The organism is Rhodoferax sp. GW821-FHT07F03, from assembly GCF_059418745.1.
The window spans coordinates 144247-165667 of the sequence record NZ_JBWKQM010000012.1; the positions used below are offsets into that span (position 1 = coordinate 144247).

The following is a 21421-nucleotide window of genomic DNA, read 5'->3' on the forward strand; positions in this document are numbered from 1 at the left end:
ATCCCGGCTTACACGCCGAGCAAGGCTTGCATGTCGCTGGTCTTGGCTGCCAGCTCGTCTTTCTGTACCACCATGGCCACCAGGCCATGCTCCAGCACGTAATGCCTGTCCGCCAGGGGTGCGGCAAATCGGAAGTTCTGCTCCACCAAGACGATGGTGTAGCCACGCGTTTTCAGCAGGCGTATCACCTCGCCCAGCTTCTTCACGATCACCGGGGCCAGGCCTTCGGTGATCTCGTCCAGCAGCAGCATCTTGGCGCCGGTGCGCAAAATGCGAGCCATGGCCAGCATCTGCTGCTCGCCACCCGACAGGCGGGTGCCGGGGCTGTTGCGGCGCTCATGCAGGTTGGGAAACAGCGCATAGATTTCATCCAGCGTCATGCCGCCACTGGCCACCACCGGGGGCAGCATCAGGTTTTCTTCGGTGGACAGGCCAGCAAAAATGCCGCGCTCTTCCGGGCAAAACCCCACGCCCAGGCGCGCGATGTGGTGCGGCGCCATGCCAATGATTTCCTGCCCATTGAACTGGATGGAACCGGTGCGCTTGCCCACCAGGCCCAGTATGGCTTTCAGCGTGGTTGAGCGACCCGCGCCATTGCGGCCCAGCAGAGTGATCAGCTCACCCTGGTGCACATGCAGGTCCATGCCGTGCAGGATGTGGGATTCACCGTAGTAGGCATGCAGGCCCTGCACCCGCAGCATGGCCGCGCCGGCCACCGCGCTCATGCCTCCACCCCCACATAGGCTTCGAGCACGCGCGGGTCTTTGGATACGGTGGCGTAGTTGCCCTCGGCCAGCACGCTGCCGCGCTGCAAGACGGTGAGCGTGTCGCACAGCGACTCGACCACCGACAGGTTGTGCTCCACCATCAGGATGGTGCGGCCTTTGGACACCTTGCGGATCAGCTCCACGACACGGCCCACGTCCTCGTGGCCCATGCCCTGGGTGGGTTCGTCCAGCAGCATCAGCTCGGGCTCCAGGGCCAGCGTGGTGGCGATCTCCAGGGCGCGCTTGCGGCCATAGGGCATCTCTACCGCCACGGTGTCGGCAAAGCCTTGCAGGTCCACCTGCTCCAGCAGCTCCATGGCCCGGCCATTCAGCGCGTCCAGCCGCTTCACCGAGGACCAAAAGTTGAAGGAATCGGTACGCTTGCGCTGCAGGGCCACACGCACGTTTTCAAGCGCCGTCAAGTGGGCGAATGTGGCGGATATCTGGAACGAACGCACCATGCCACGTCGCGCCACCTGGATGGGTGTTTCACGCGTGATGTCGATGCCGTTGAACTGGATTTGCCCCTTGGTGGGCTGGATGAATTTGGTGAGCAGGTTGAAGACAGTGGTCTTGCCCGCGCCGTTGGGGCCGATCAGCGCGTGGATGCTGCCGCGTTGCACCTGCAGATTGACGCAGGCCACTGCGGCAAAGCCAAGAAATTCCTTGGTCAGGCCTTCCGTCTGGAGAATGATGTCGCTGGGCAAATCGAGTCCTTTACTGCAGGTTCATCGGACAGGCCCGCCACACAACACTGTGCGCGGCAGGCGGAGAGGCATCACGTGTCTGCGTTCGACTTTACTTGCTCGCGCAGCACAAATTTTTGGATTTTCCCGGTTGACGTCTTCGGCAATTTGCAGAAGACCACCTGCTTCGGTACCTTGAAGCGTGCCATATGGCTTCGGCAGAAGTCAATAATGTCCTGGGCGCTGGCCTGCACATCACCCTTCAATTCGATGAAGGCGCAGGGCACTTCACCCCATTTTTCGTCCGGCTGGGCCACCACGGCGGCCAGCATCACCGCCGGATGGCGGTGCAACACGTCTTCCACCTCGATAGACGAGATGTTTTCACCACCCGAAATGATGATGTCCTTGCTGCGGTCCTTGATCTGGGCATAGCCATCGGGGTGCATCACCGCCAGGTCGCCGGTGTGGAACCAGCCACCGGCAAACGCCGCTTCGGTGGCGACCGGGTTCTTTAGATAGCCCTTCATCACCACATTGCCACGGAAGAAGATTTCGCCCATCGTCGTGCCATCGGCAGGCACCGGCTGCAGGGTGTCCGGGTCCAGCACGGCCACCGCTTGCTGCAATGGGTAGGGCACGCCTTGGCGGCTGTTCAGGCGGGCGCGCTCGGCTATCGGTAGGCCGGCCCAGGACTCTTGCGGCGCACACACGGCCGCCGGACCATACACCTCGGTCAGGCCATAAACGTGCGTTATGTGGATGCCCGCGTTCTCGCAGCCCTCGATCACCGCCGCCGGTGGCGCCGCACCGGCTACCAGGCCCTGGATGGTGTGGGTGATGCCTTCACGCAGGGCGGCGGGCGCATGGATCAACATGCTGAACACAATCGGCGCGCCGCACAGGTGGGTGATGTGGTGCTCGCGTATCAGCGGGTAGATCAGCGCCGGGTCCACACGCCGCAGGCAGACGCTGGTGCCGGCGATCAAGGCCATGGTCCAGGGGAAGCACCAGCCATTACAGTGGAACATGGGCAGGGTCCACAAATACACGGCGTGGTGCGGTATCTGCCAGGACAGCACGTTGTTGGCTGCGTTCAGGTAGGCGCCGCGGTGGTGGGTGACCACGCCCTTGGGGTTGCCGGTAGTGCCGGAGGTGTAGTTCAGCGCGATCGCGTCCCACTCGTCGGCCGGCAGCTGCCAGACGAAGTCGGGCTTGCCCGAGGCGATGAAGCTCTCGTAGTCGGTATCGCCCAGGTATTTGCCCTCGGGCGCCAAGGCGTCCTCCACCTCGATCACATAGGGCCGCTGGTCGCCCAGCAGGGCCAGGGCCTTTTCGACCACAGAAGCGAACTCCCTATCCACCAGCAGCACCTTGGCTTCGCCGTGTTGCAGCATGAAGGCGATGGCTTCGCCGTCCAGCCGGGTATTCAGGGTATTGAGCACGGCGCCCGACATGGGTACGCCAAAATGGACCTCCAGCATGGCCGGCACATTGGGCAGCATCACGGCCACGGTGTCACCCTCGCCTATGCCCCGCGCCTGCAAGGCGCTGGCCAGCTGGCGGCAGCGGGTGTAGGTCTGGGCCCAGGTTTGGCGGCGCTCACCGTAGATTACCGCCAACCGGTCCGGGTAGACCTTGGCCGATCGCTCAATAAAGCTCAGCGGCGACAAGGCCACAAAGTTCGCGGGGTTCTTGTCCAGGCCTTGCTGGTAAGCGTTGTGGGCTTGCTTATTGCGCATGCTTGTCTCCGGTTCCCGTGCACGGCGTGCCGGGGTTTGTTTTATTCGCCGCATTGTGGCCACGCAAATTGACGGTTTGCTGACGAAAATGGGCTTTTGGCGCCATTGCGCACTTATAGGGCAAATCAGCCGTTGGCGCAGAATTTATCTGCGCAAGAAGCTACGAAAAATATAGCAATTCAGGTCTGCACACTGGCGCCATCGGCCGCCATCGCGCGGACCAGGTAGTCGGCCAGGCTGCGCTGGGCCGCGCTCAGGGGCTGGGCCGCGGCGACCAGGGCCAGCTCGGCCTGTGGCAGCCCGGGGTAGCCGTCTGCCGGGCCCAGCACACGGTGCTCTGGCAGCAAGGCGCTGGTCGGCAGCACGCTGAGCGCCAGGCCGGCTGCCACCGCCGCCTGAATACCCGCCAGGCTATGGCTGCCAAAGGCCACGCGCCAGCGTTTGCCGGCCTGCTCCAGCGCACGGATGGCCCGCAGCCGGTAGATGCAGCCCTGCGGGAACAAGGCCAACGGCACCTCGGCCGCATCCGGCACAGGCTGCTGACCAGCGGCCCACACCAGGGTCTCAGGCCAGGCGGCAATACAGGGACCGCTGCCCGGTTCGCGCTTGAGCAAAGCCATGTCCAACGCTCCGGCGGCCAGGTCGCGCTGCAAATCGCTGCTCATGCCGCTGCTGGTTTCCAGCCGCACCGCAGGGGCAACCGCCAGATAGCCAGACAACATGGCCGCCAGACGGCGGGCGTCGAAGTCCTCCGGCAGACCGATGCGTACAGCGGCAGGTGCGGCCGGGCTGTCCAGCGCGGTCTCTGCCTCCTGGGCGATCGCCAGCAGGCGGCGTGCGTAGGCGGCCAGCATCTCGCCACGCTCCGTGGCCACGACATTCTTGCCCGTGCGGTCGCGCAGCAGCAAGGCGTGGCCCACGCTCTGCTCCAGCCGCAAGATCTGCTGGCTGACGGTGGACTGGGTGCGGTGCACGCGCTCGGCCGCACGGGTAAAGCTGCGCTCATCCACCACGCAGACCAGGGTCTTCAGCAAATCAAGGTCCAGCATGGCTTTGTTAGTGGATATTCGACTTAAAAATCAATAATAAATCAATTTGCAAATATTCAAGCCAGCACGCACAGTACGGGTTTCGCTTTCAACACGCTCCGCACCATGTCCCTGCTCCATACCCCGCGCCCACAGTGGCTGACTTTTGACTGCTACGGCACCTTGATCCAGTGGGACGAAGGGTTGCAAGCGGTTTTCGCCGACATCCTGCGGCAAAAAAATGCCGGCCACATCGACCCAGCCCAACTCATCGCCATCCATGACCGCTATGAGCACACGCTCGAACAGACGCCGCCGCACCTCAGCTTCCGCGAAGTCTCTGGCCAGGCGCTGCGCCTGGCTCTGGCCGAACTGGGCCTGCCCAGCCACGCGGACGACGTACGCCGCCTGACCAACCATATCGGCGCCATGCCGCCCTTCCCCGAGGTCGTGGCCGCGCTGCAGCAGCTCAAGGCGCGCGGCTACAAGCTGTGCATCATCTCCAACACGGACGACGACATCATTGCCGGCAACGTAGCCCAGCTGGAAGGCTGCATAGACCGTGTCATCACCGCGCAGCAGGGCGGCGCCTACAAACCGGCGCGGCAGCTGTTCGACCACGCCTACCAGCAACTGGGTGTCAGCAAGGACGAGGTCGTGCACATCTGCGCCAGCCCCCACCTGGACCACGCGGCCGCGCGCGACATGGGCTTTCGCTGCGTCTGGATAGACCGGGGCCGCCGCACCCCGCTGCCCGACTACACACCTGATGCCACCCTGCCCACGCTGGAGGGCGTGCCGGCACTGTTCGATTCGCTAGGCTGGTCTACCCGTAGCTTATGAATAAAAAAGTGCCTCTAGCGCAGAATTTACCTGCGCCAGCAGCTATCCAAACAATAGCAATCAAATACCCCGGCCAGGACGCCGGTGCTTCTCGAAAAACGCCCACAGCAGCGCGCTGGCGTCGGGCCCCAGCCTGCTATTGAAGCGCAACGCGGCGTCGCCACCGCTCCAGGCGTGGTCCAGCCCGGCAATGCGGCACACAGACACCAGCGTTTTGCGGCCCTGCCGGTAGTCCAGGCGCTCCAACGCGTGGCGCGGGCTACGGCCACCGCTGCGGGCCGGCTGGCGGGTGGTCACTGGCACATGCGTGACTGGCAGGTGGTTGAGCAGGCAGAACTGGCGCGCCACCTGATGCAAGTTCACCGGGCGCACCACCTTGTCGGCATCACCATGCAGCAGCATCGCCGGCATGCCCGGAAAGCCCGGGTCGCTGGCCAGGGCCTGCACGGCCGGCTCCCCGCCCTGCAAGGCGCCATGCTGCATCACGGCAAACGCCGCCAACCGGTTGTCCGCCATGCCGAACACCGGGCCGGAGTGCATGCCAACGGCGGCAATGAAATGGGGATAGCGCAGCGCAATGACCTCAGCCAGCGCCGCACCGGCCGACAGACCCGCCAGGTAGACCCGGGTCGCGTCCAAGCCCTGTTTACCCACCACATGGGCCAGCAGGCCGACCACGTTGGCGGCATCACCCCCGCCCTGCTGGGTGGCGCTGCGGTACCACTGCCAGCAACGGTTGGCGTCGGTCGTCAGCAGTTGCTGGGGATAGAGCACCGCAAAGCCTTTGCGCTGCGCCAGCGCATTCATGCGCGTGCCCTGGGCAAAGTCAGGGGCCGTTTGGCCGCAGCCGTGCAGCATGACCACCAGGGGCAAGGGCGGTTGCAGGGCCAATTTGTTGCGCGGCGGCAGGTACAGCCAGTAGGCCATACGTGGCCCGCCGGGCACGGCGAAAAAGGAGCGCGTCCAAGAGCCCGCAAGCGGGGCCGCAAGTGCGGGCGGCAACGGTTGCACCCTGGGTTTGAGGGCCTTGGGTTTGGCCGTTTTTGCGGGTAGTACTGGTATCGCGGGCTTGCTCGCCCGCTTGACCACCGCAGACAGGCTTTTGACCAGCTTCTTCTGCTGGCGTTGCTGGGCTTTACCGATGCGCTTGAGGCTGCTGAACAGAATGCTGCCGAGGCTTTTGCGCATCGCTAATACCTAGTCTCGCTCGGGCGCTATGGCCTCGGCGTAGTCGTACAGCGCGCCCAATATTTCTTCGCCGCGCTCGTCGGCGGTTTCCGACAGGGCGTCGATCTCGCTGAACAGGCTGTCTATGGTGCGTGCACCGCCCTCCCCGTCAAACAGGCGTGCGGCGCGGTGTTCCTCCCAACGCTGCTGCTCTTCAGGCGACAGGCTGGCCGGGAAGTTGCGCGCACGGTAGCGAAACAGCAGCTCGTCCAGCCGGCTGTCGTCAAAACTGCTGCGCACCTGGGCCAGCTTCTCGGGCGACAGCGTGCGCAGATCGTTCAGACGACGGCGGTCATGGTCGTCCACAAAGCCGCCGTACAGGTCTTCGTCCACATCGCGCGCGGGCTCCGCCGGGCGCTCAAACACTGCGGGCCAGATGCCACTCATATCCGGCAAGGCCCGTGCCTCGGCTGCGTGGGCGCGCAGCACGTCGCCATCCAGTCCCCAGCGTTTGGCCAGCTCGGGCGACAGGGTTTTCAAATTGGCCACCACCATGGGCGACTTGTTCAGGTGGATGGTCTTGATGGGCAGGCGGCTGATGCCCTCGGGCAAATCACTGGCCTTGCTGAACAGGCGCAGGCGGATGTCTTCCACATTCATCTGGCTGAATTCCGCCGGACTGTGCGACAAGTCCCAGGCAATCAGCTCATTGCGGTTGGTCGGATGCATGGCCAGCGGCCACATTACGGCCAGGCAACCGCGTTCGGCCGGGAACATGCCAGAGATATGCAAAAACGGCCGCGCGGCTTGCAGCGTGGTGGGCAGGCCCAGCTCGGCGGCCACACGTTCCTTCTTGTGCAAGCCCAGGCAGAAGTCGAACAGGCGCGGCTGCGCGGTGCGTATCAGGCGCGCCAAGGCAATGGTGGCGCGCACGTCGGACAAGGCGTCGTGCGCGGCCTCGTGCAGCAGGCCGTTTTCACGGCTCAGGTCTTCCAGCCGGAAGCTGGGGCCGCCTTCGGGTTTGCTGGGCCACGCTATGCCCTCGGGGCGCAGCGCGTAGGTGGTGCGCACCACGTCCAGCAGGTCCCAGCGGCCACAGCCGTTTTGCCATTCGCGCGCGTACGGGTCGATCAAGTTGCGCCAGAACATGAAGCGCGTGATCTCGTCGTCAAAGCGAATGGTGTTGTAGCCCACGCCTATGGTGCCGGGCTGGCTGAAAGCCTGCTCGATCGCATTCGCAAACGCGGCTTCGGGCACGCCGCGCTGCAGACACAGCTGCGGGGTGATGCCGGTGATCAGGCAGGACTGCGGATCAGGCAGAAAGTCGGGCGCGGGCTGGCAATACAGCATCATCGGCTCGCCGATTTCGTTCAGGTCCGCATCGGTGCGGATGGCGGCGAACTGGGCGGGCCGGTCGCGCCGCGCGTTGGCACCAAAGGTCTCGTAGTCGTGCCAGAGGAAGGTGTGCTGCGCGGGCGCGTCTGTCATGGTGGCTTCAGCGTTTGCCCAGGGCCAGGTCCACGCCACGGTTGGCCAGCATGTCAGCACGCTCGTTGCCGGGGTGGCCGGCATGGCCCTTGACCCAGCGCCATTCGATCTTGTGGCCGGCGGTGTTGACCAGGCCGTCCAGGCGCTGCCACAGGTCCACGTTCTTTACAGGCTCTTTGGAGGCGGTCATCCAGCCACGGGACTTCCAGCCCTTCAGCCATTCGGTCATGCCCTTGAGCACGTACTGGCTGTCGATATACAGGGTGATGCTGCAAGGCTGTTTGAGCGCGCTCAGGCCTTCGATCACGGCCATCATTTCCATGCGGTTATTGGTGGTGACCAGCTCGCCGCCAAACATTTCTTTTTCAGTGCCGCCCCAGGTCAGCAAAACGCCCCAACCGCCTGGGCCAGGGTTGCCCTTGCAGGCGCCATCGGTATACATGTCAACGTGGTTCAAACACAGCTTTCTAATAAGGATTCGGGAACGTCGTTTTTACCAGATGAACCTTGAACAGGTTCTACCCATGGCGGTTGGCATCCCGGTTGGCAATCGGCACGGGGGCGTTGGCCAGCGCCTTGGAAACCTTCCAGCGCGGCCCCATCAAGCGCATGCCGCGCACCCGCTTGACGGCCACCACGAAGTACACCGCGCCCAGGATGGGCGCAAACCGCTCACCCGAGCGGTCCATCCAGGCGAAGCGGTTCAGCCAAGCCTCGCTGCGTACCGAGGGGCGGTAACAGCCGAACTGCACCGACTCCACCTCGAAGCTCAGCAAGCGCAACCAGTCACGTAGGCGCCAGTAACCAATCATGCCGCCCATCTCGGGCAAGTAGCTACCGCCTATGCCCATGCGGCGGTACAGGTGACCACGGCTTTGCCGCAGGCCCCAAAGGCTCATCGGGTTGAAGCCGGCAATCACCACCTTGCCCTCGGGCACCAGCACCCGCTCTACCTCGCGCAAGGTGGCATGGGGGTCGGGGCTGTGGTCCAGGGCATGCGGCAGCAGCAGCAGGTCCAGGCTACTTTCAGAAAACGGCAGCGCTGCAAAATCGGTGACCAAGGTAGCCCGCTCGGCATGGGCGTCTGTAGCCTGCGGCTCGGCAAAAGCATGGGCTGCAAGCCAACGGTGCGGTATGCGGTTATTCTGCAGCCCTGGCAGTTCCGCAAGCCCGAGCTGGAGGGCGTGGTAACCAAATATGTCCGCGACTGCCTCATCGAAGCGCCCGCGCTCCCAATCCAGCAGGTAGCGGCCGGGCGGGGTCTTCAACCAATCGTGCAAACCTATAATTTCGCTGCCCATGAACTTGCTTGCCCTACCTGCTTTTGCCGATAACTACATCTGGATGTTGCACGACGGCCGCCGCGCAGTGGTGGTGGACCCGGGCGACGCACAGCCGGTATTTCACGCGCTGCAACAGCATGGCTTGCAGCTAGAGGCCATTCTAGTCACCCACCACCATGCGGACCATGTCGGTGGCGTCGATGCATTGCGTATGGCAACCGGCGCAAGCGTCTACGGCCCGGCCCGCGAGCGCATTCCCGAACCACTGCACAGGCTGGCCCAGGGCGACCGCATCACGGTATTGGACACCACGTTTGAGGTCATCGACGTGCCCGGCCACACAGCCGGGCATATCGCTTTCTATACCCCGCGGTGGCAAGGCGCGCCCCTGGTGTTTTGTGGCGATACGCTGTTTTCGGGTGGCTGCGGCCGCCTGTTTGAAGGCACGCCGGCGCAGATGCTCGCGTCCCTGTCCGCGTTGGCAGCATTGCCGGGCAATACCCGTGTGTGCTGCACCCATGAATACACTTTAAGTAACCTGAAATTTGCGCGTGTGGTGGAACCCGACAACTCCGCCCTGCTCCAATACCAGCTCGCATGCATGGCCAAGCGTGAGGCGAATGAGCCCACGCTACCCTCCAACATGGCGTTAGAACTGCAGATCAACCCTTTTTTGCGCACCCGCCAGCCCACGGTACAACAGGCCGCACGGGCGTTCGATGCCACCACCTTTGATGAAGCCAGCGTATTAGGCGCACTTCGCACCTGGAAAAATCAGTTTTAATGAAACTTCTCTCTCTTCTCAGCCTGTCCGTCATGGTGTGGCTGACAGGCTGCGCCAACGTCGCCCCCAAGGCCGATGGCAGCCCGGCAAGCACAACCCCGGATGCCGGTTTGGCCACGGCCAAATCGACAGCGGGTACACCCGCACACACCGCCATCTATCCCCGTGCCAGCCTGCAGCCGATTACCGCCGCAGAAGCCAGTTCGCGCGGCGTGGCCCAGCTCAAGCCCCCCGCAGACCTGTGGGAACGCATACGCCGTGGCTTTGCCATGCCCAACCTGGAAAGCAACCTGGTGGTAGACCGCGAGCAGTGGTACACCACCCGGCCCGACTACATCCAGCGCATGACCGAGCGCTCCAGCAAATACCTGTTCTATGTGGTGGAAGAACTGGAACGCCGGGGCATGCCCACCGAGCTGGCGCTGCTGCCGTATATCGAAAGCGCCTTCAACCCGCAAGCCGTGTCCAGCGCCAAGGCGGCCGGCATGTGGCAGTTCATGCCGTCCACCGGCAACTACTTTGAGCTGAAACAAAACCTGTTTCGTGACGACCGGCGCGACGTGCTGGCTTCGACCCGGGCCGCGCTCGACTATCTGCAAAAGCTGTACAACATGTTTGGCGATTGGCAGCTGGCACTGGCCGCCTACAACTGGGGCGAAGGCAGCGTCAGCCGCGCCATTGCGCGCAACCAGAAAGCCGGCCTGGGCATCAGCTACAGCGAGCTGAACATGCCCGCCGAGACCCGGCTGTATGTGCCCAAGCTGCAGGCGGTGAAAAACATCATTGCCAACCCCGACCTGTACCGCACCGACCTGCCGCTGATCGAAAACCACCCCTACTTCCAGAGCGTGGACATCACGCGCGACATCGACGTGGCCCTGGCCGCCAAGCTGGCCGATGTGAAGCTGGACGACTTCAAGGCGCTCAACCCCTCCTCGCACCGGCCGGTGATCCTGGCGGCGGGCACGCCGCAAATCCTGCTGCCCTGGGATAACGCCACCATCTTCACCCGCAATCTGGAAGCCTATACGCAGGGCCAATACGCCAGTTGGACGGCCTGGACGGCACCCAGCACCATGAGCGTCAGCGCCGCCGCACAGCAGGTTGGCATGAGCGAATACGACCTGCGCAGCGTCAACAACATCCCGCCGCGCATGCTGATCAAGGCCGGTTCTTCGCTGATCGTGCCGCGCTCGGCCCTGATGCAGGACGTGAGCGAACACGTGGCCGACACCGCCCACCTCAGCCTGGCGCCCGAAATCGTCAACCGCAAGACATCGGTCAAGGCAGGCAAGCGTGATACCGTCGCCAGCATCGCCAAAAAGTATGGCGTCAGCGCCAGCAATGTGGCGGACTGGAATGACATCAAAGCCAGCGCAGCCCTCAAGGCGGGCCAGCAGGTGGTGCTGTTCCTGCCCGTCAAATTGACCGGCAACCGCTCTGCGGCTACCGAGCGCTCGGGGCAACACTCACGCAGCACGGCCAATAACAAGACCAGCGGCACCAGCAAGCAACCGGTGATCGTCAAGAAGCCACGCAAACGCTAACGGGCTGGTGATGCCCCTGTGGCGTCAAGCCTTGAAACGCTCCTTGGCGTTGCGGGCAAATTCGTTGGTATAGGTTTTCGACAGATCGATGCGGGCGTTGCCCATGCTGATGTCAAAACTACCCAGCGCCTTCAGTGCCAGCCTGGCGCCGTCTTCGGCCAGCATGCCATCCAGCGAGATGGCCTCGCGCCCCTTGTTGAAAGATGCCAGGTACAAGGCGCGATCACCCAGAAAATAGCTCTCGGGCACGATCTTGATGATGTCGCTCGGGCCGGCGGTCTGCAGCCATTTCAGGCCATGCACCATGCCATTGGCCAGCGCCTGCACGGTGTTGGGGTTCTTCTGGATGAAGTCCAGCGGTGCATACAAGCAGGCTGCGGGCATGCCGCCACCCATGGCGTCGCGGGTACCGCGGAGTGTGCGCGCATCGGCCACCACCCGGATATCGCCCTTTTGTTCCAGCATGGCCATGACCGGGTCGCTGTTACTGATTGCATCAATTTGCCCAGAGCGCAGCGCCTGCACCGCAATCCACGCCGCCCCTACGGCCACGAACTGCACGTCGCCCGGATGGATACCCGCCCTGGCAAGCACAACATTTGCCACCGTATGGCCTGGCGAACCCAACGCCGATACGCCTATGCGCTTGCCCTTCAGATCGGCCAGCGTACGGTAGTCAGGCAGGCTGCGGATCGATATGCCCAGCGCAATCTGGGGGGCCCGGCATTGCAGCACGAATGCCTGGAAATACTGGTTGCGCGCCTGCAAAGTCAGGGTCTGCTCGAACGCGCCAGCATACACATCCACCGGGCCGCCAGACACTGCCTGTGGCGAGCGCGCGCCGCCCACTACATCGCTGATATCCAGGTCCAGCCCCTCGCTCTTGAAGTAGCCCAACTGGTCGGCAATGGTCAGCGGCAGATGGTAGAGCGCGGCCTCGCCGTCCACCACCAAGGAAACTTTGCTGCGCTCCAGACGACCCTGGGCGCGCAGCACCGGAACTGCCATGCTCGTAGCGAAAGCAGCCATGGAAGCGGTGAAAGTGCGGCGGCGAATGGATGTAAGGTGCATGATGGTATGCACCCAGCTTAAAGACCGCCAGCCCGTTTCCTATTGGGGCCATCCCCGTGCGGGTTTGCCCGTAACGCTTCGAGTTAGGAACGTGTTCACGGTCTCTTTGGGGTCGCGTTGGGGTGCAATCGGGATGAGTTGGTCGTCGTAGACCGCAGCATGGGCTCTCTGCCCATGCAAGGGCTATGGCGGACAAATCGCCCGATTTCACCCCAACCCGAAGGGCAGGCACCTTGTCGGGCGCTCTGCGTCGTTACAAAACCAGGCAAGGCACCAGCCTTGCCTTGGGTTTTGCGCCTAGCAGTGCATCCCGACAAGGCACCTGCGCAACCCCAAAGAGACCGTGAACACGTTCCTAGGGTTAACGTCTATCCACAAAGGCGTGGGCAATCGTGCCCAGGTCCACATACTCCAACTCGCTGCCCACCGGCACACCGCGGGCCAGGCGCGTGACCTGCAAGCCACGAGCCTTCAGCGCCACGCTGATCACATGGGCGGTAGCCTCGCCCTCGGCGGTGAAGTTGGTGGCCAGAATCACCTCTTGCACGATGCCATTGCTGGCGCGGTCCAGCAGCTTCTGCAGACCAATGTCTTTGGGCCCCACGCCATCCAGAGGGCTGATCTTGCCCATCAACACAAAGTACAGGCCCTTGTACGCGGCCGTACGCTCCACCGCAGACTGGTCAGCGGGGTTCTCGACCACGCACAGCTTGGACGCATCGCGCGCCTCATCCTGGCAGGTATCGCAGATAGCGTTTTCGGTAAAGGTGTGGCACAACTCACAGTGCCGCACATTGCCCACAGCCTGGGCCAAGGCCTGCGACAACATTTGCGCGCCCTCTCGGTCATGCTGCAGCAAATGAAACGCCATGCGCGACGCCGACTTCACTCCGACACCGGGTAAGCGGCGCAGGCCTTGTATCAAGGCAGTCAACGCACTGGTGTCAGACATGCATGCCCTTCACGCGGGACGCTACATTTTCAGTAGCTGCCCACGCAGATTTCATATGCGCCAGCGGCCTGAAAAGCATAAACCCGATCAGAACGGGAACTTCATGCCGCCGGGCAGGCCAGGCATGCCAGCGGTCAGCTTGCCCATTTTTTCCTGGGTGGTTTCTTCGGCCTTGCGCACCGCCGCGTTGAAGGCGGCAGCCACCAGGTCTTCCAGCATGTCCTTGTCATCGGCCAGCAGACTAGGATCGATGGTGATGCGTTTGACATCGTGCTTGCAGGTCATCAGCACCTTAACCAGGCCGGCACCGGATTCACCCGTGACTTCGATGAAAGCCAGCTCGTCCTGGGCCTTTTTCATGTTGTCCTGCATGGCCTGGGCTTGCTTCATCAGGCCGGCGAGTTGTCCTTTGTTGAACATATTTTTTCCTAGTTTAGTAAGTTGAGGTGAAAAGAGTTTTTCATAGATCACCATCGCTAAAGACGCAACATACACCTTCCAGTAACACCGCAGAACTGGCTTTGCCAGGCTGCAGGTGTTGCCCCCTGCAAGGGGGTTGGCGAAAGATGCGCAGCACTGTAGCCTGGGGGTGAGCCATCACAGAGGTTTGAGCGTACCCGGCACGATTTTCGCGCCGTAGTCTCGCATCAGGGATTGCACCAGCGGATCACCCAGGATGATCTCTTCCGCGATGCGTTGCTTTTCTGCGGTCGCCGCCGCGTTGCGCCGGCCAGGGCTGTCCACCACCTGGCCGACCTCCACGTCCAGGCTGGCTCCGGGGTCAACGGCGTCAAGAGCAACGCGCAGACGTTCGCGGCTCATGGGCTGGTTAAGCGACTCACGCTCTATGCGTATGACCCAACGGCTGTCCACATGGGATACCAGTTGCGACTGCAGGGCCAGCTCACGCGCCAAGCCCGTGACAGCATCGGTCGCCACCAGTTGTTGCACCGTGCTGTGCCAAAAGTCACCCTCCTCCGTATGCACATGGGCAGTGGTGGCCCGGGCCGGGCCTGCCGACGTAGCTTGCTGCGGTGGCTCCACGGCTGTGACAGGAACGGATAGCTTGGGCGATGCTTCAGGAACGGCAATAGGCGCAGGTACGGGCGCCATCTGGATGACTGGGGCAACCGACACAGGCGGCGGAGCAGGCACCACGGGGGCTGCCACAGCTTGCGGCAACGGCTCGGGTGCAGCAGGTGCCACAGGCACAGGTACAGCAGCAGGCGCTGCGGCTACTGGTGTCGGTGCTGCCTGCGCAACACGCGGCGCAGCTTCAATCAGAGTTTTTTTTTCCGCTGCGGCTTTGGACTGGCCAGGTTTGAAGGCCAGCAGGCGCAGCAGCACCATGGTCAGTGCGGCGTATTCGTCCGGAGCCAGGCCCAGCTCGGCGCGGCCATGCAGACACATGCTGTAGAGCAGCTGGGTTTCGTCGGCCGGCATGGCTGCGGCCAGGCGGGCGGTATCGGCGGCTTCGGGGTCGGTGTCGTCTGCGATCTGGGCTTTTTCAGGCACGGCCTGGATCACAGCCATGCGTTGCAGCACGTTGGTCATTTCCTCCAGCGTGGATGCCGCGCTCAGGCCATTCAGGCGCAGAGCTTCGGTCGTTTCCACCACCGTCTTGCCATCGGCCAGTGCCAGCGCTTCGATCAGTCGGAACACATAGCTGCGGTCCACGCTGCCCAGCATCTGGCGCACCGTGGCCTCTTCCAGCTGGCCACTGCCAAAGGCAATCGCCTGGTCGGTCAGCGACAAGGCATCGCGCATGGAGCCGCGCGCGGCGCGCGACAACAGGCGCAAAGCACTAGTTTCGGCCTGCACGCCTTCAGACTGCAGCACCTGGGTCAGGTGCGACAGCACGGTTTCGGGCGCCATCGGACGCAAATTGAACTGCAGACAGCGCGACAACACGGTAACGGGTACTTTTTGCGGGTCGGTGGTCGCCAGCACGAACTTCAGGTATTCGGGCGGCTCTTCCAGCGTCTTCAGCATCGCGTTGAACGCGGTGTTGGTCAGCATGTGCACTTCGTCGATCATGAAGACCTTGAAGCGGCCCTGCACAGGCTTGTACACGGCCTGCTCCAGCAGGGCCTGCACCTCGTCCACGCCTCGGTTCGATGCCGCATCCAGCTCGGTGTAATCTACAAACCGGCCAGCATCGATATCTCGGCAGGCTTGGCACACGCCGCAGGGGCTGGCCGTGATACCGCCGGTACCATCCGGGCCCTGGCAGTTCAGCGACTTGGCCAGGATGCGCGAGACCGTGGTCTTGCCCACACCGCGGGTGCCGGTGAACAGGTAGGCATGGTGCAGCCGCTGGGTGGTCAGCGCGTTGCTGAGAGCCTGCACCACGTGCTCCTGCCCCACCATTTCAGTGAAACTGCGCGGACGGTATTTGCGGGCAAGCACGAGATAAGACATGGCTGGATTCTAAGGGGCAGCGTCACCCCGTTTTTCAGCCGCAGCGCTCGCCACAGGCGGCTCAGCTTTTCATACACCTCGAACCAGAAAGGCCATGCCCTTGGCTTACAATATGCCTTGACGGGCCTTCCCGCATGGTAAAGCGGCCAACCGAGTCAGGTGGGGAACCAAGCAGCTCTAACTGTGGAGCCAGTGCCGGGGTCAAGGCTCGTCAACCTTCTTTTTTGCGGCAGCATCTGCATGCTGCCCCGCACATTCCCCTCTATTCCAACGCATCCCAGTGCGCGAAGCGATCACGGCGCTCCTGACGGTAGTTGGTCACCTCTAGGCGCACACCGTCGGGGTCGCTGAAAAACGTGGCCGTGTAGTCGGGCGCGTATTCGGGGTACAACTTGGCCTCGCTGGCGTCTATGCCGGCGCTGCGCAGCTGGTCGGCCACGGCGTGCACCTCGGCAATGCTGTCCACCCGCAGGCAAAAATGGTGCAAGCCCGGGGCATAGGCATCGTGCAGACTTTGGCTGCGTGCCGGACGCAGCACAAAGCCGAAGTGGCGGTTGAAATACTGGATGTGCGGGTCGCCCGCCAGTGTGAAGCTGCTCTTGCGAAATCCCAGGGCCTGCACCAGCACCTGGTCGTAAAACGGCTCGGAGCACTGTATGTCCGACACACTGATATAGATATGGTCTATGCCTACCACTTCTGCCATGGGCTCCCTCTCACTGGTTTGAATTAAAAAGGCTTTCAGCGCAGATAACACCTGTGCCAGCAGCTATCTATTACATAGCGCTCAGAACTTTGCCGGCGCTGCCAAGGTAAACCGGGCGTAAAAGCTGGCGACTTCATATGGGCTTCACATGCGGCGATACTTCTACATCGTAGTATGCGCACATTCTGCGGTTTGACCCTCTTCTTCTGCACACTGCCCCATGACCCACTCCCTCTTGACTGACAACGGCGCAACACAGCAACAGGGGCGCTCCAGCATCCGCTTTGCGGGTGTGTTGGTACTGGTGGCCGCCGCGGCGGGTGGGGGCTGGTGGTGGGGGCAGCGCAGCAACCCGGCGCTTAGCAACGCCGCCGGGCCGGCCAGTGCCGCCAGCGCGCCCGCAGGTGCTGCCAGCGGCGCCCGGCGCTTCACGGGCAACAACCGGGTACAGCCGGTGTCGGTAGCCACGGTGCGAGCCCAGGACGTGCGGGTACTGGTGCCGGCCATTGGCAGTATCAGCGCGCTGAATACGGCCGTCGTGCGGGTACAGGTGTCGGGCGTGCTGCAGTCGGTGCGCTTCCAGGAAGGCCAGATGGTCAAGGCCGGCCAGGTGCTGGCGCAGATCGACCCGCGCAGCTACCAGATCCAGCTGGCGCAGATGCAAGGCCAGCTGGTGCGCGACCAGGCCCAGCTGCGCAACGCCCAGCTCGACATGGAGCGCTACAAAGACCTGCTGGCCAAGGACTCCATTGCCAAGCAGCAGGTGGACACGCAGGACGCACTGGTGCGCCAGCTGCAGGGCACGGTGCAGACCGACCAGGCCCAGGTGGACAACGCCAAGCTGCAGCTCTCCTACACCCAGGTCACCGCGCCGATCAGCGGGCGGCTGGGCTTCCGCCAGGTGGACGTGGGCAATATGGTGCAGACCAGCGATACCAACGGCCTGGTCAGCATCACCCAGACGCAGCCGTTGAACGTGGTGTTTGCGGTGCCCGAAACCCATCTTCCCGTCATCAACCGCCGCCTGAAAACCCAGACGCCGCTGCAGGTCGAGGCCTGGGACCGCGAGCAGAAAAACCTGCTCGGCCAGGGCCAGGTCACCAGCACCGACAACGCCATCGACACCACCACCGGCACCATCAAGCTCAAGGCCGCGTTTGCGAATGCCGACGGCAAGCTGTTCCCCAACCAGTTCGTCAATGTGCGCCTGCAGCTGGACGTGCTGAGCGGCGCCATGGTGGTGCCCAGCAGCGCCATCCAGCGCGGTGCCCAGGGCACGTTTGTCTACGCCGTAAAGGACGACGGCACGGTCAACGTGCGCAAGGTGCGCATGGGCACCACCGACGGCGATGTGGTCAGCGTGCAGGGTGACGTGTCGGTGGGCGACAAGGTCATCGTCGACGGCGCCGACCGCCTGCGTGACGGCGCCAAGGTGGAGGTGATTGCCGCACCTTCCGCCAACGCCAATAACGACACCGGCAGGCCGCGCCGCAAGAACGCGTCAGCCCCTGCGGATGCTACATCATCCTCTATACAAAATGCGCCTCCAGCGCAGGTAAACTCTGCGCAGGCAGCTACAAAAACAGAAGCATCCGCCAGTGCCGCTTCCGGCGCCGCCAGCAGTGCCGAGCGCCCACGCTGGCTGGACCGGCTGCCGCCCGAGGAGCAGGAAAAGTTCCTAAAAATGACGCCCGAGGAACGCAAGGATTTCATCGACAAAGCCCGCGAACGCCGTCGCCAGCGCGAATCCAGCGGCGGATAAAGCCGGGGCACCATGAACCTGTCCCGCATATTTATCCTGCGTCCGGTCGCTACATCGCTCTTGATGGTGGCGATCTTGATCGCCGGTCTGCTGTCTTACCGCCTACTACCGGTATCGGCCCTGCCCGAAGTGGACTACCCCACCATCCAGGTCACCACGCTCTACCCCGGTGCCAGCCCGGACGTGATGACATCCTCCGTCACCGCGCCGCTGGAGCGCCAGTTTGGCCAGATGCCGGGGCTGGCGCAGATGTCCTCGGCCAGCTCGGGGGGGGCCTCGGTCATCACGCTGCGGTTTTCGCTGGATGTGTCGCTGGACGTAGGCGAGCAGCAGGTACAGGCCGCCATCAATGCCGGCAGCAATCTGCTGCCCAGCGACCTGCCCATGCCGCCCACCTACAGCAAGGTGAACCCGGCGGACGCGCCCATCCTGACGCTGGCCATCACCTCGCCCTCGCTGCCCATCACGCGGGTCCACGACCTGGTGGAAAACCGGCTGGCACCCAAGCTGTCGCAGGTGCCCGGCGTGGGCCTGGTGGCGCTGGCCGGTGGCGGCCGCCCCGCCGTGCGCATCCAGGCCAACCCGGGCGCGCTGGCCGCCGCCGGCCTGGCGCTGGACGATGTGCGTACCGCCATCACCAATGCCAACAACAACCAGGCCAAGGGCAGCTTTGACGGCCCGCAGCGCGCGTCCACCATCGATGCCAACGACCAGCTGCGCTCCGCCGCCGAATACCAGGACCTGATACTGGCCTACAAGAACGGCTCGCCGATCCGCCTGCGCGACATCGCCAACGTGGTGGACGGCGCCGAGAACAACCGCCTGGCCGCCTGGGCCGGCGTCTGCCCGGCCACCGCCGCGGGCCGCTGCGAGGCCTCGCAGCGCCAATCCCTGCCCGGCATCATCCTGAACATCCAGCGCCAGCCCGGCGCCAATGTGATCGACACGGCCAACCGCATCAAGGCCCTGCTGCCCCAGCTGCAAACCACCCTGCCCGCCTCGTTGGATGTGCAGATACTGACCGACCGCACGGTGACCATACGCGCATCGGTGGAAGACACGCAGGTCGAGCTGCTGCTGGCGATTGCGCTGGTGGTGGCGGTGATCTTTGTATTCCTGCGCAGCGGCTCGGCCACGTTGATCCCCAGCCTGGCCGTGCCGCTGTCGCTGGTAGGCACCTTTGGCGTAATGCACCTGGCCGGGTTTTCCATCAACAACCTGACGCTGATGGCGCTGACTATCTCTACCGGCTTCGTGGTGGACGACGCCATCGTGATGATCGAGAACATCGCCCGCTATGTGGAGCAAGGCGAAAAGCCCATGGCCGCCGCGCTCAAGGGCGCCAAGCAGATCGGCTTCACCATCATCTCGCTGACGATTTCGCTGATTGCCGTGCTGATACCGCTGCTGTTCATGGGCGATGTGGTGGGGCGTTTGTTCCATGAATTCGCCATCACCCTGGCCGTGTCCATCCTGATCTCGGCCGTGGTGTCGCTGAGCTTCACGCCCATGCTGTGCGCACGCCTGCTCAAGCATACGCCCGAGGAAAGCCATGGCCGCATCTACCAGGCCACGGGCCGCTTTTTTGACCGGCTGATCCACGGCTACGGTCGCGCTCTGGACTGGGTGCTGGCACGCCAGGCCGCGACGCTGATAGTGTTTGTGCTGACGGCCGCCTTGACCGGCCTGCTCTACTTCGTGGTGCCCAAGGGCTTCTTCCCCCTGCAGGACACGGGCGTGATCCAGGCCATGACAGAGACGGCGCAAAGCACCTCCTTCGCTGGCATGGCGGATCGGCAGCAGGCGCTGGCGGAGGAAATATTGAAAGACCATGCTGTGCAAAGCGTGTCCTCCTTCATCGGTGTGGACGGTGCCAACACCACGCTGAACCAGGGCCGCATGCTGATCAATCTGCTGCCCAAGGCGCGGCGCGGCGAGTCGGCGGCGGCAGTGCTGCAGCGCCTGTCGCAAGCCAGCCGCAAGGTGGCCGGCATCGAGTTGTATCTGCAGCCGGTGCAGGACCTCACCATCGAGGACCGCATCGCCAAGACGCAGTACCAGTTCCTGATGTCCGGCCCCAACTTTGACGAACTCAACAGCAACGCCGCCGAGCTGCTGCGCCGCCTGCGCGGCCTGCCGCAGCTGGCCGATGTGGGCAGCGACGTGCAGGACCAGGGCCTGCAGGCCTATGTGGAAATAGACCGCGCCGCCGCCAGCCAACTGGGTGTAAGCGTGGCCACCATCGACACGGCCCTGTACAACGCCTTTGGCCAGCGCCTGGTGTCCACCATCTACACCCAGTCCAACCAGTACCGCGTGGTGCTGGAGGTGCCGCCGCACGACAAGCTGGGGCCGCAGGCCCTGGCCGGCCTGTATGTGCCGGGCGCAACCGCCGGCGTGCAGGTACCCTTGTCTGCCGTGGCGCGGGTGATTGAAAGGCCGGCTGCGCTGGCGGTGAACCATGCCAGCCAGTTCCCTTCGGCCACGCTGTCCTTCAATGCCGCGCCGGGCCATTCGCTGGGTGAGGCGGTCAGCGCCATCCAGTCCGAGCTGGCCACGCTGCAACTGCCGGCCAGCATAGAAACCAGCTTCCAGGGTGCGGCGCTGGCCTTCCAGGCCTCGCTAAACAACACGCTGCTGCTGATACTGGCGGCCATCGTCACAATGTACATCGTGCTGGGTGTGCTGTATGAGAGCTTCATCCACCCGGTGACGATTCTGTCCACCCTGCCCTCGGCCGCGCTGGGCGCGCTGCTGGCGCTGCTGCTGTTTGGGTTGGACCTGGACATCATCGCCATCATCGGCATCGTGCTGCTGATCGGCATCGTGAAGAAGAACGCCATCATGATGATCGACTTCGCGCTGGACGCCGAGCGCGAACAGGGCCTGAGCCCACGCGCCGCCATCCACCAGGCCTGCCTGCTGCGCTTCCGCCCGATTCTGATGACCACGCTGGCGGCCCTGCTGGGCGCACTGCCGCTGATGCTGGGCACCGGCGTGGGCAGCGAGCTGCGCCACCCGCTGGGCGTGACTATGGTGGGCGGCTTGATCGTCAGCCAGCTGCTGACGCTGTTCACCACGCCGGTGATCTACCTAGGCTTTACCGGCCTGGCGCAGCGCTGGCGCGCCTGGCGAGGCACCGGGGTGGCGTGATGCAGGCCATGCCACACGCAC

18 protein-coding genes and 1 other RNA gene are annotated in these 21421 nt (G+C 63.6%); 6 read left to right on the top strand and 13 right to left on the bottom strand.

Annotated features, from left to right (window positions below; translation table 11 throughout):
- Positions 1–8 precede the first annotated feature (8 nt).
- The 4 genes from AC07R0_RS19360 to AC07R0_RS19375 form a co-directional block, all read right to left on the bottom strand.
- On the bottom strand, positions 9–725 hold the full coding sequence (locus AC07R0_RS19360; protein ID WP_495074637.1) for an ABC transporter ATP-binding protein: 717 nt from the start codon (positions 723–725) through the stop codon (positions 9–11).
- Positions 722–1474 carry an ABC transporter ATP-binding protein gene (locus tag AC07R0_RS19365; RefSeq protein ID WP_495074638.1) on the bottom strand — a complete coding sequence of 251 codons (753 nt, stop codon included), beginning with the start codon at positions 1472–1474 and terminating at the stop codon, positions 722–724. Before AC07R0_RS19365 ends, AC07R0_RS19360 begins: the two co-directional genes overlap by 4 nt.
- 71 nt (positions 1475–1545) lie before the next feature.
- Complete coding sequence (locus tag AC07R0_RS19370) at positions 1546–3195, bottom strand: acyl-CoA synthetase (RefSeq protein ID WP_495106049.1); 1650 nt, start codon at positions 3193–3195, stop codon at positions 1546–1548.
- A 179-nt stretch (positions 3196–3374) separates the two neighbouring features.
- Positions 3375–4244, bottom strand: coding sequence for a LysR substrate-binding domain-containing protein (locus tag AC07R0_RS19375; protein WP_495106050.1), 870 nt, complete (start codon positions 4242–4244; stop codon positions 3375–3377).
- A gap of 105 nt (positions 4245–4349) precedes the next feature.
- On the opposite strand from AC07R0_RS19375, the gene AC07R0_RS19380 reads away from it, so the two are divergent.
- Positions 4350–5066, top strand: a complete 717-nt coding sequence (locus tag AC07R0_RS19380) for a haloacid dehalogenase type II (RefSeq protein WP_495106051.1) — start codon at positions 4350–4352, stop codon at positions 5064–5066.
- A 60-nt stretch (positions 5067–5126) separates the two neighbouring features.
- Here AC07R0_RS19380 and AC07R0_RS19385 read toward each other — a convergent pair whose 3' ends face one another.
- The 4 genes from AC07R0_RS19385 to AC07R0_RS19400 form a co-directional block, all read right to left on the bottom strand.
- A complete protein-coding gene (locus tag AC07R0_RS19385) occupies positions 5127–6254 on the bottom strand; it encodes an extracellular catalytic domain type 1 short-chain-length polyhydroxyalkanoate depolymerase (protein ID WP_495106052.1) in 1128 nt (375 codons plus the stop codon).
- Positions 6255–6263: 9 nt separating this feature from the next.
- The gene (gene sbcB / locus AC07R0_RS19390; protein ID WP_495106053.1) at positions 6264–7721 is read right to left on the bottom strand and encodes an exodeoxyribonuclease I; all 1458 of its coding nucleotides are present in this window, start codon (positions 7719–7721) and stop codon (positions 6264–6266) included.
- Between the two features lie 7 nt (positions 7722–7728).
- Complete coding sequence (gene rnhA, locus AC07R0_RS19395) at positions 7729–8178, bottom strand: ribonuclease HI (RefSeq protein WP_495096546.1); 450 nt, start codon at positions 8176–8178, stop codon at positions 7729–7731.
- Positions 8179–8239: 61 nt separating this feature from the next.
- Positions 8240–9022 carry a methyltransferase domain-containing protein gene (locus AC07R0_RS19400; RefSeq protein ID WP_495106054.1) on the bottom strand — a complete coding sequence of 261 codons (783 nt, stop codon included), beginning with the start codon at positions 9020–9022 and terminating at the stop codon, positions 8240–8242.
- Here AC07R0_RS19400 and gloB point away from each other — a divergent pair.
- Complete coding sequence (gloB, locus tag AC07R0_RS19405) at positions 9021–9788, top strand: hydroxyacylglutathione hydrolase (protein ID WP_495106055.1); 768 nt, start codon at positions 9021–9023, stop codon at positions 9786–9788. The genes AC07R0_RS19400 and gloB overlap by 2 nt on opposite strands.
- Entirely contained in the window at positions 9788–11335 is a 1548-nt protein-coding gene (locus AC07R0_RS19410; protein WP_495106056.1) for a transglycosylase SLT domain-containing protein, read from the top strand. Before gloB ends, AC07R0_RS19410 begins: the two co-directional genes overlap by 1 nt.
- Positions 11336–11359: 24 nt before the next feature.
- Here AC07R0_RS19410 and AC07R0_RS19415 read toward each other — a convergent pair whose 3' ends face one another.
- The 4 genes from AC07R0_RS19415 to dnaX form a co-directional block, all read right to left on the bottom strand.
- Positions 11360–12406 carry an ABC transporter substrate-binding protein gene (locus AC07R0_RS19415; RefSeq protein ID WP_495074648.1) on the bottom strand — a complete coding sequence of 349 codons (1047 nt, stop codon included), beginning with the start codon at positions 12404–12406 and terminating at the stop codon, positions 11360–11362.
- A gap of 361 nt (positions 12407–12767) precedes the next feature.
- Entirely contained in the window at positions 12768–13358 is a 591-nt protein-coding gene (gene recR / locus AC07R0_RS19420) for a recombination mediator RecR (RefSeq protein WP_495096551.1), read from the bottom strand.
- Between the two features lie 87 nt (positions 13359–13445).
- Positions 13446–13778 carry a YbaB/EbfC family nucleoid-associated protein gene (locus AC07R0_RS19425; RefSeq protein ID WP_315204821.1) on the bottom strand — a complete coding sequence of 111 codons (333 nt, stop codon included), beginning with the start codon at positions 13776–13778 and terminating at the stop codon, positions 13446–13448.
- Positions 13779–13955: 177 nt separating this feature from the next.
- Entirely contained in the window at positions 13956–15779 is a 1824-nt protein-coding gene (gene dnaX / locus AC07R0_RS19430) for a DNA polymerase III subunit gamma/tau (RefSeq protein WP_495106057.1), read from the bottom strand.
- Positions 15780–15898: 119 nt separating this feature from the next.
- On the opposite strand from dnaX, the gene ffs reads away from it, so the two are divergent.
- An RNA gene (gene ffs / locus AC07R0_RS19435) (signal recognition particle sRNA small type) lies at positions 15899–15995 on the top strand.
- Positions 15996–16041: 46 nt separating this feature from the next.
- On the opposite strand, the gene AC07R0_RS19440 is transcribed toward ffs, so the two are convergent.
- Positions 16042–16485 carry a VOC family protein gene (locus tag AC07R0_RS19440; RefSeq protein WP_495106058.1) on the bottom strand — a complete coding sequence of 148 codons (444 nt, stop codon included), beginning with the start codon at positions 16483–16485 and terminating at the stop codon, positions 16042–16044.
- A 220-nt stretch (positions 16486–16705) separates the two neighbouring features.
- Between AC07R0_RS19440 and AC07R0_RS19445 the strand changes: the two genes are divergently transcribed.
- Both AC07R0_RS19445 and AC07R0_RS19450 read left to right on the top strand, forming a co-directional pair.
- Positions 16706–18247 carry an MdtA/MuxA family multidrug efflux RND transporter periplasmic adaptor subunit gene (locus AC07R0_RS19445; protein ID WP_495106059.1) on the top strand — a complete coding sequence of 514 codons (1542 nt, stop codon included), beginning with the start codon at positions 16706–16708 and terminating at the stop codon, positions 18245–18247.
- Positions 18248–18259: 12 nt separating this feature from the next.
- Positions 18260–21400 (top strand): MdtB/MuxB family multidrug efflux RND transporter permease subunit, encoded by a 3141-nt coding sequence (locus tag AC07R0_RS19450; protein ID WP_495106060.1) that lies wholly within the window; start codon positions 18260–18262, stop codon positions 21398–21400.
- Positions 21401–21421 lie beyond the last annotated feature (21 nt).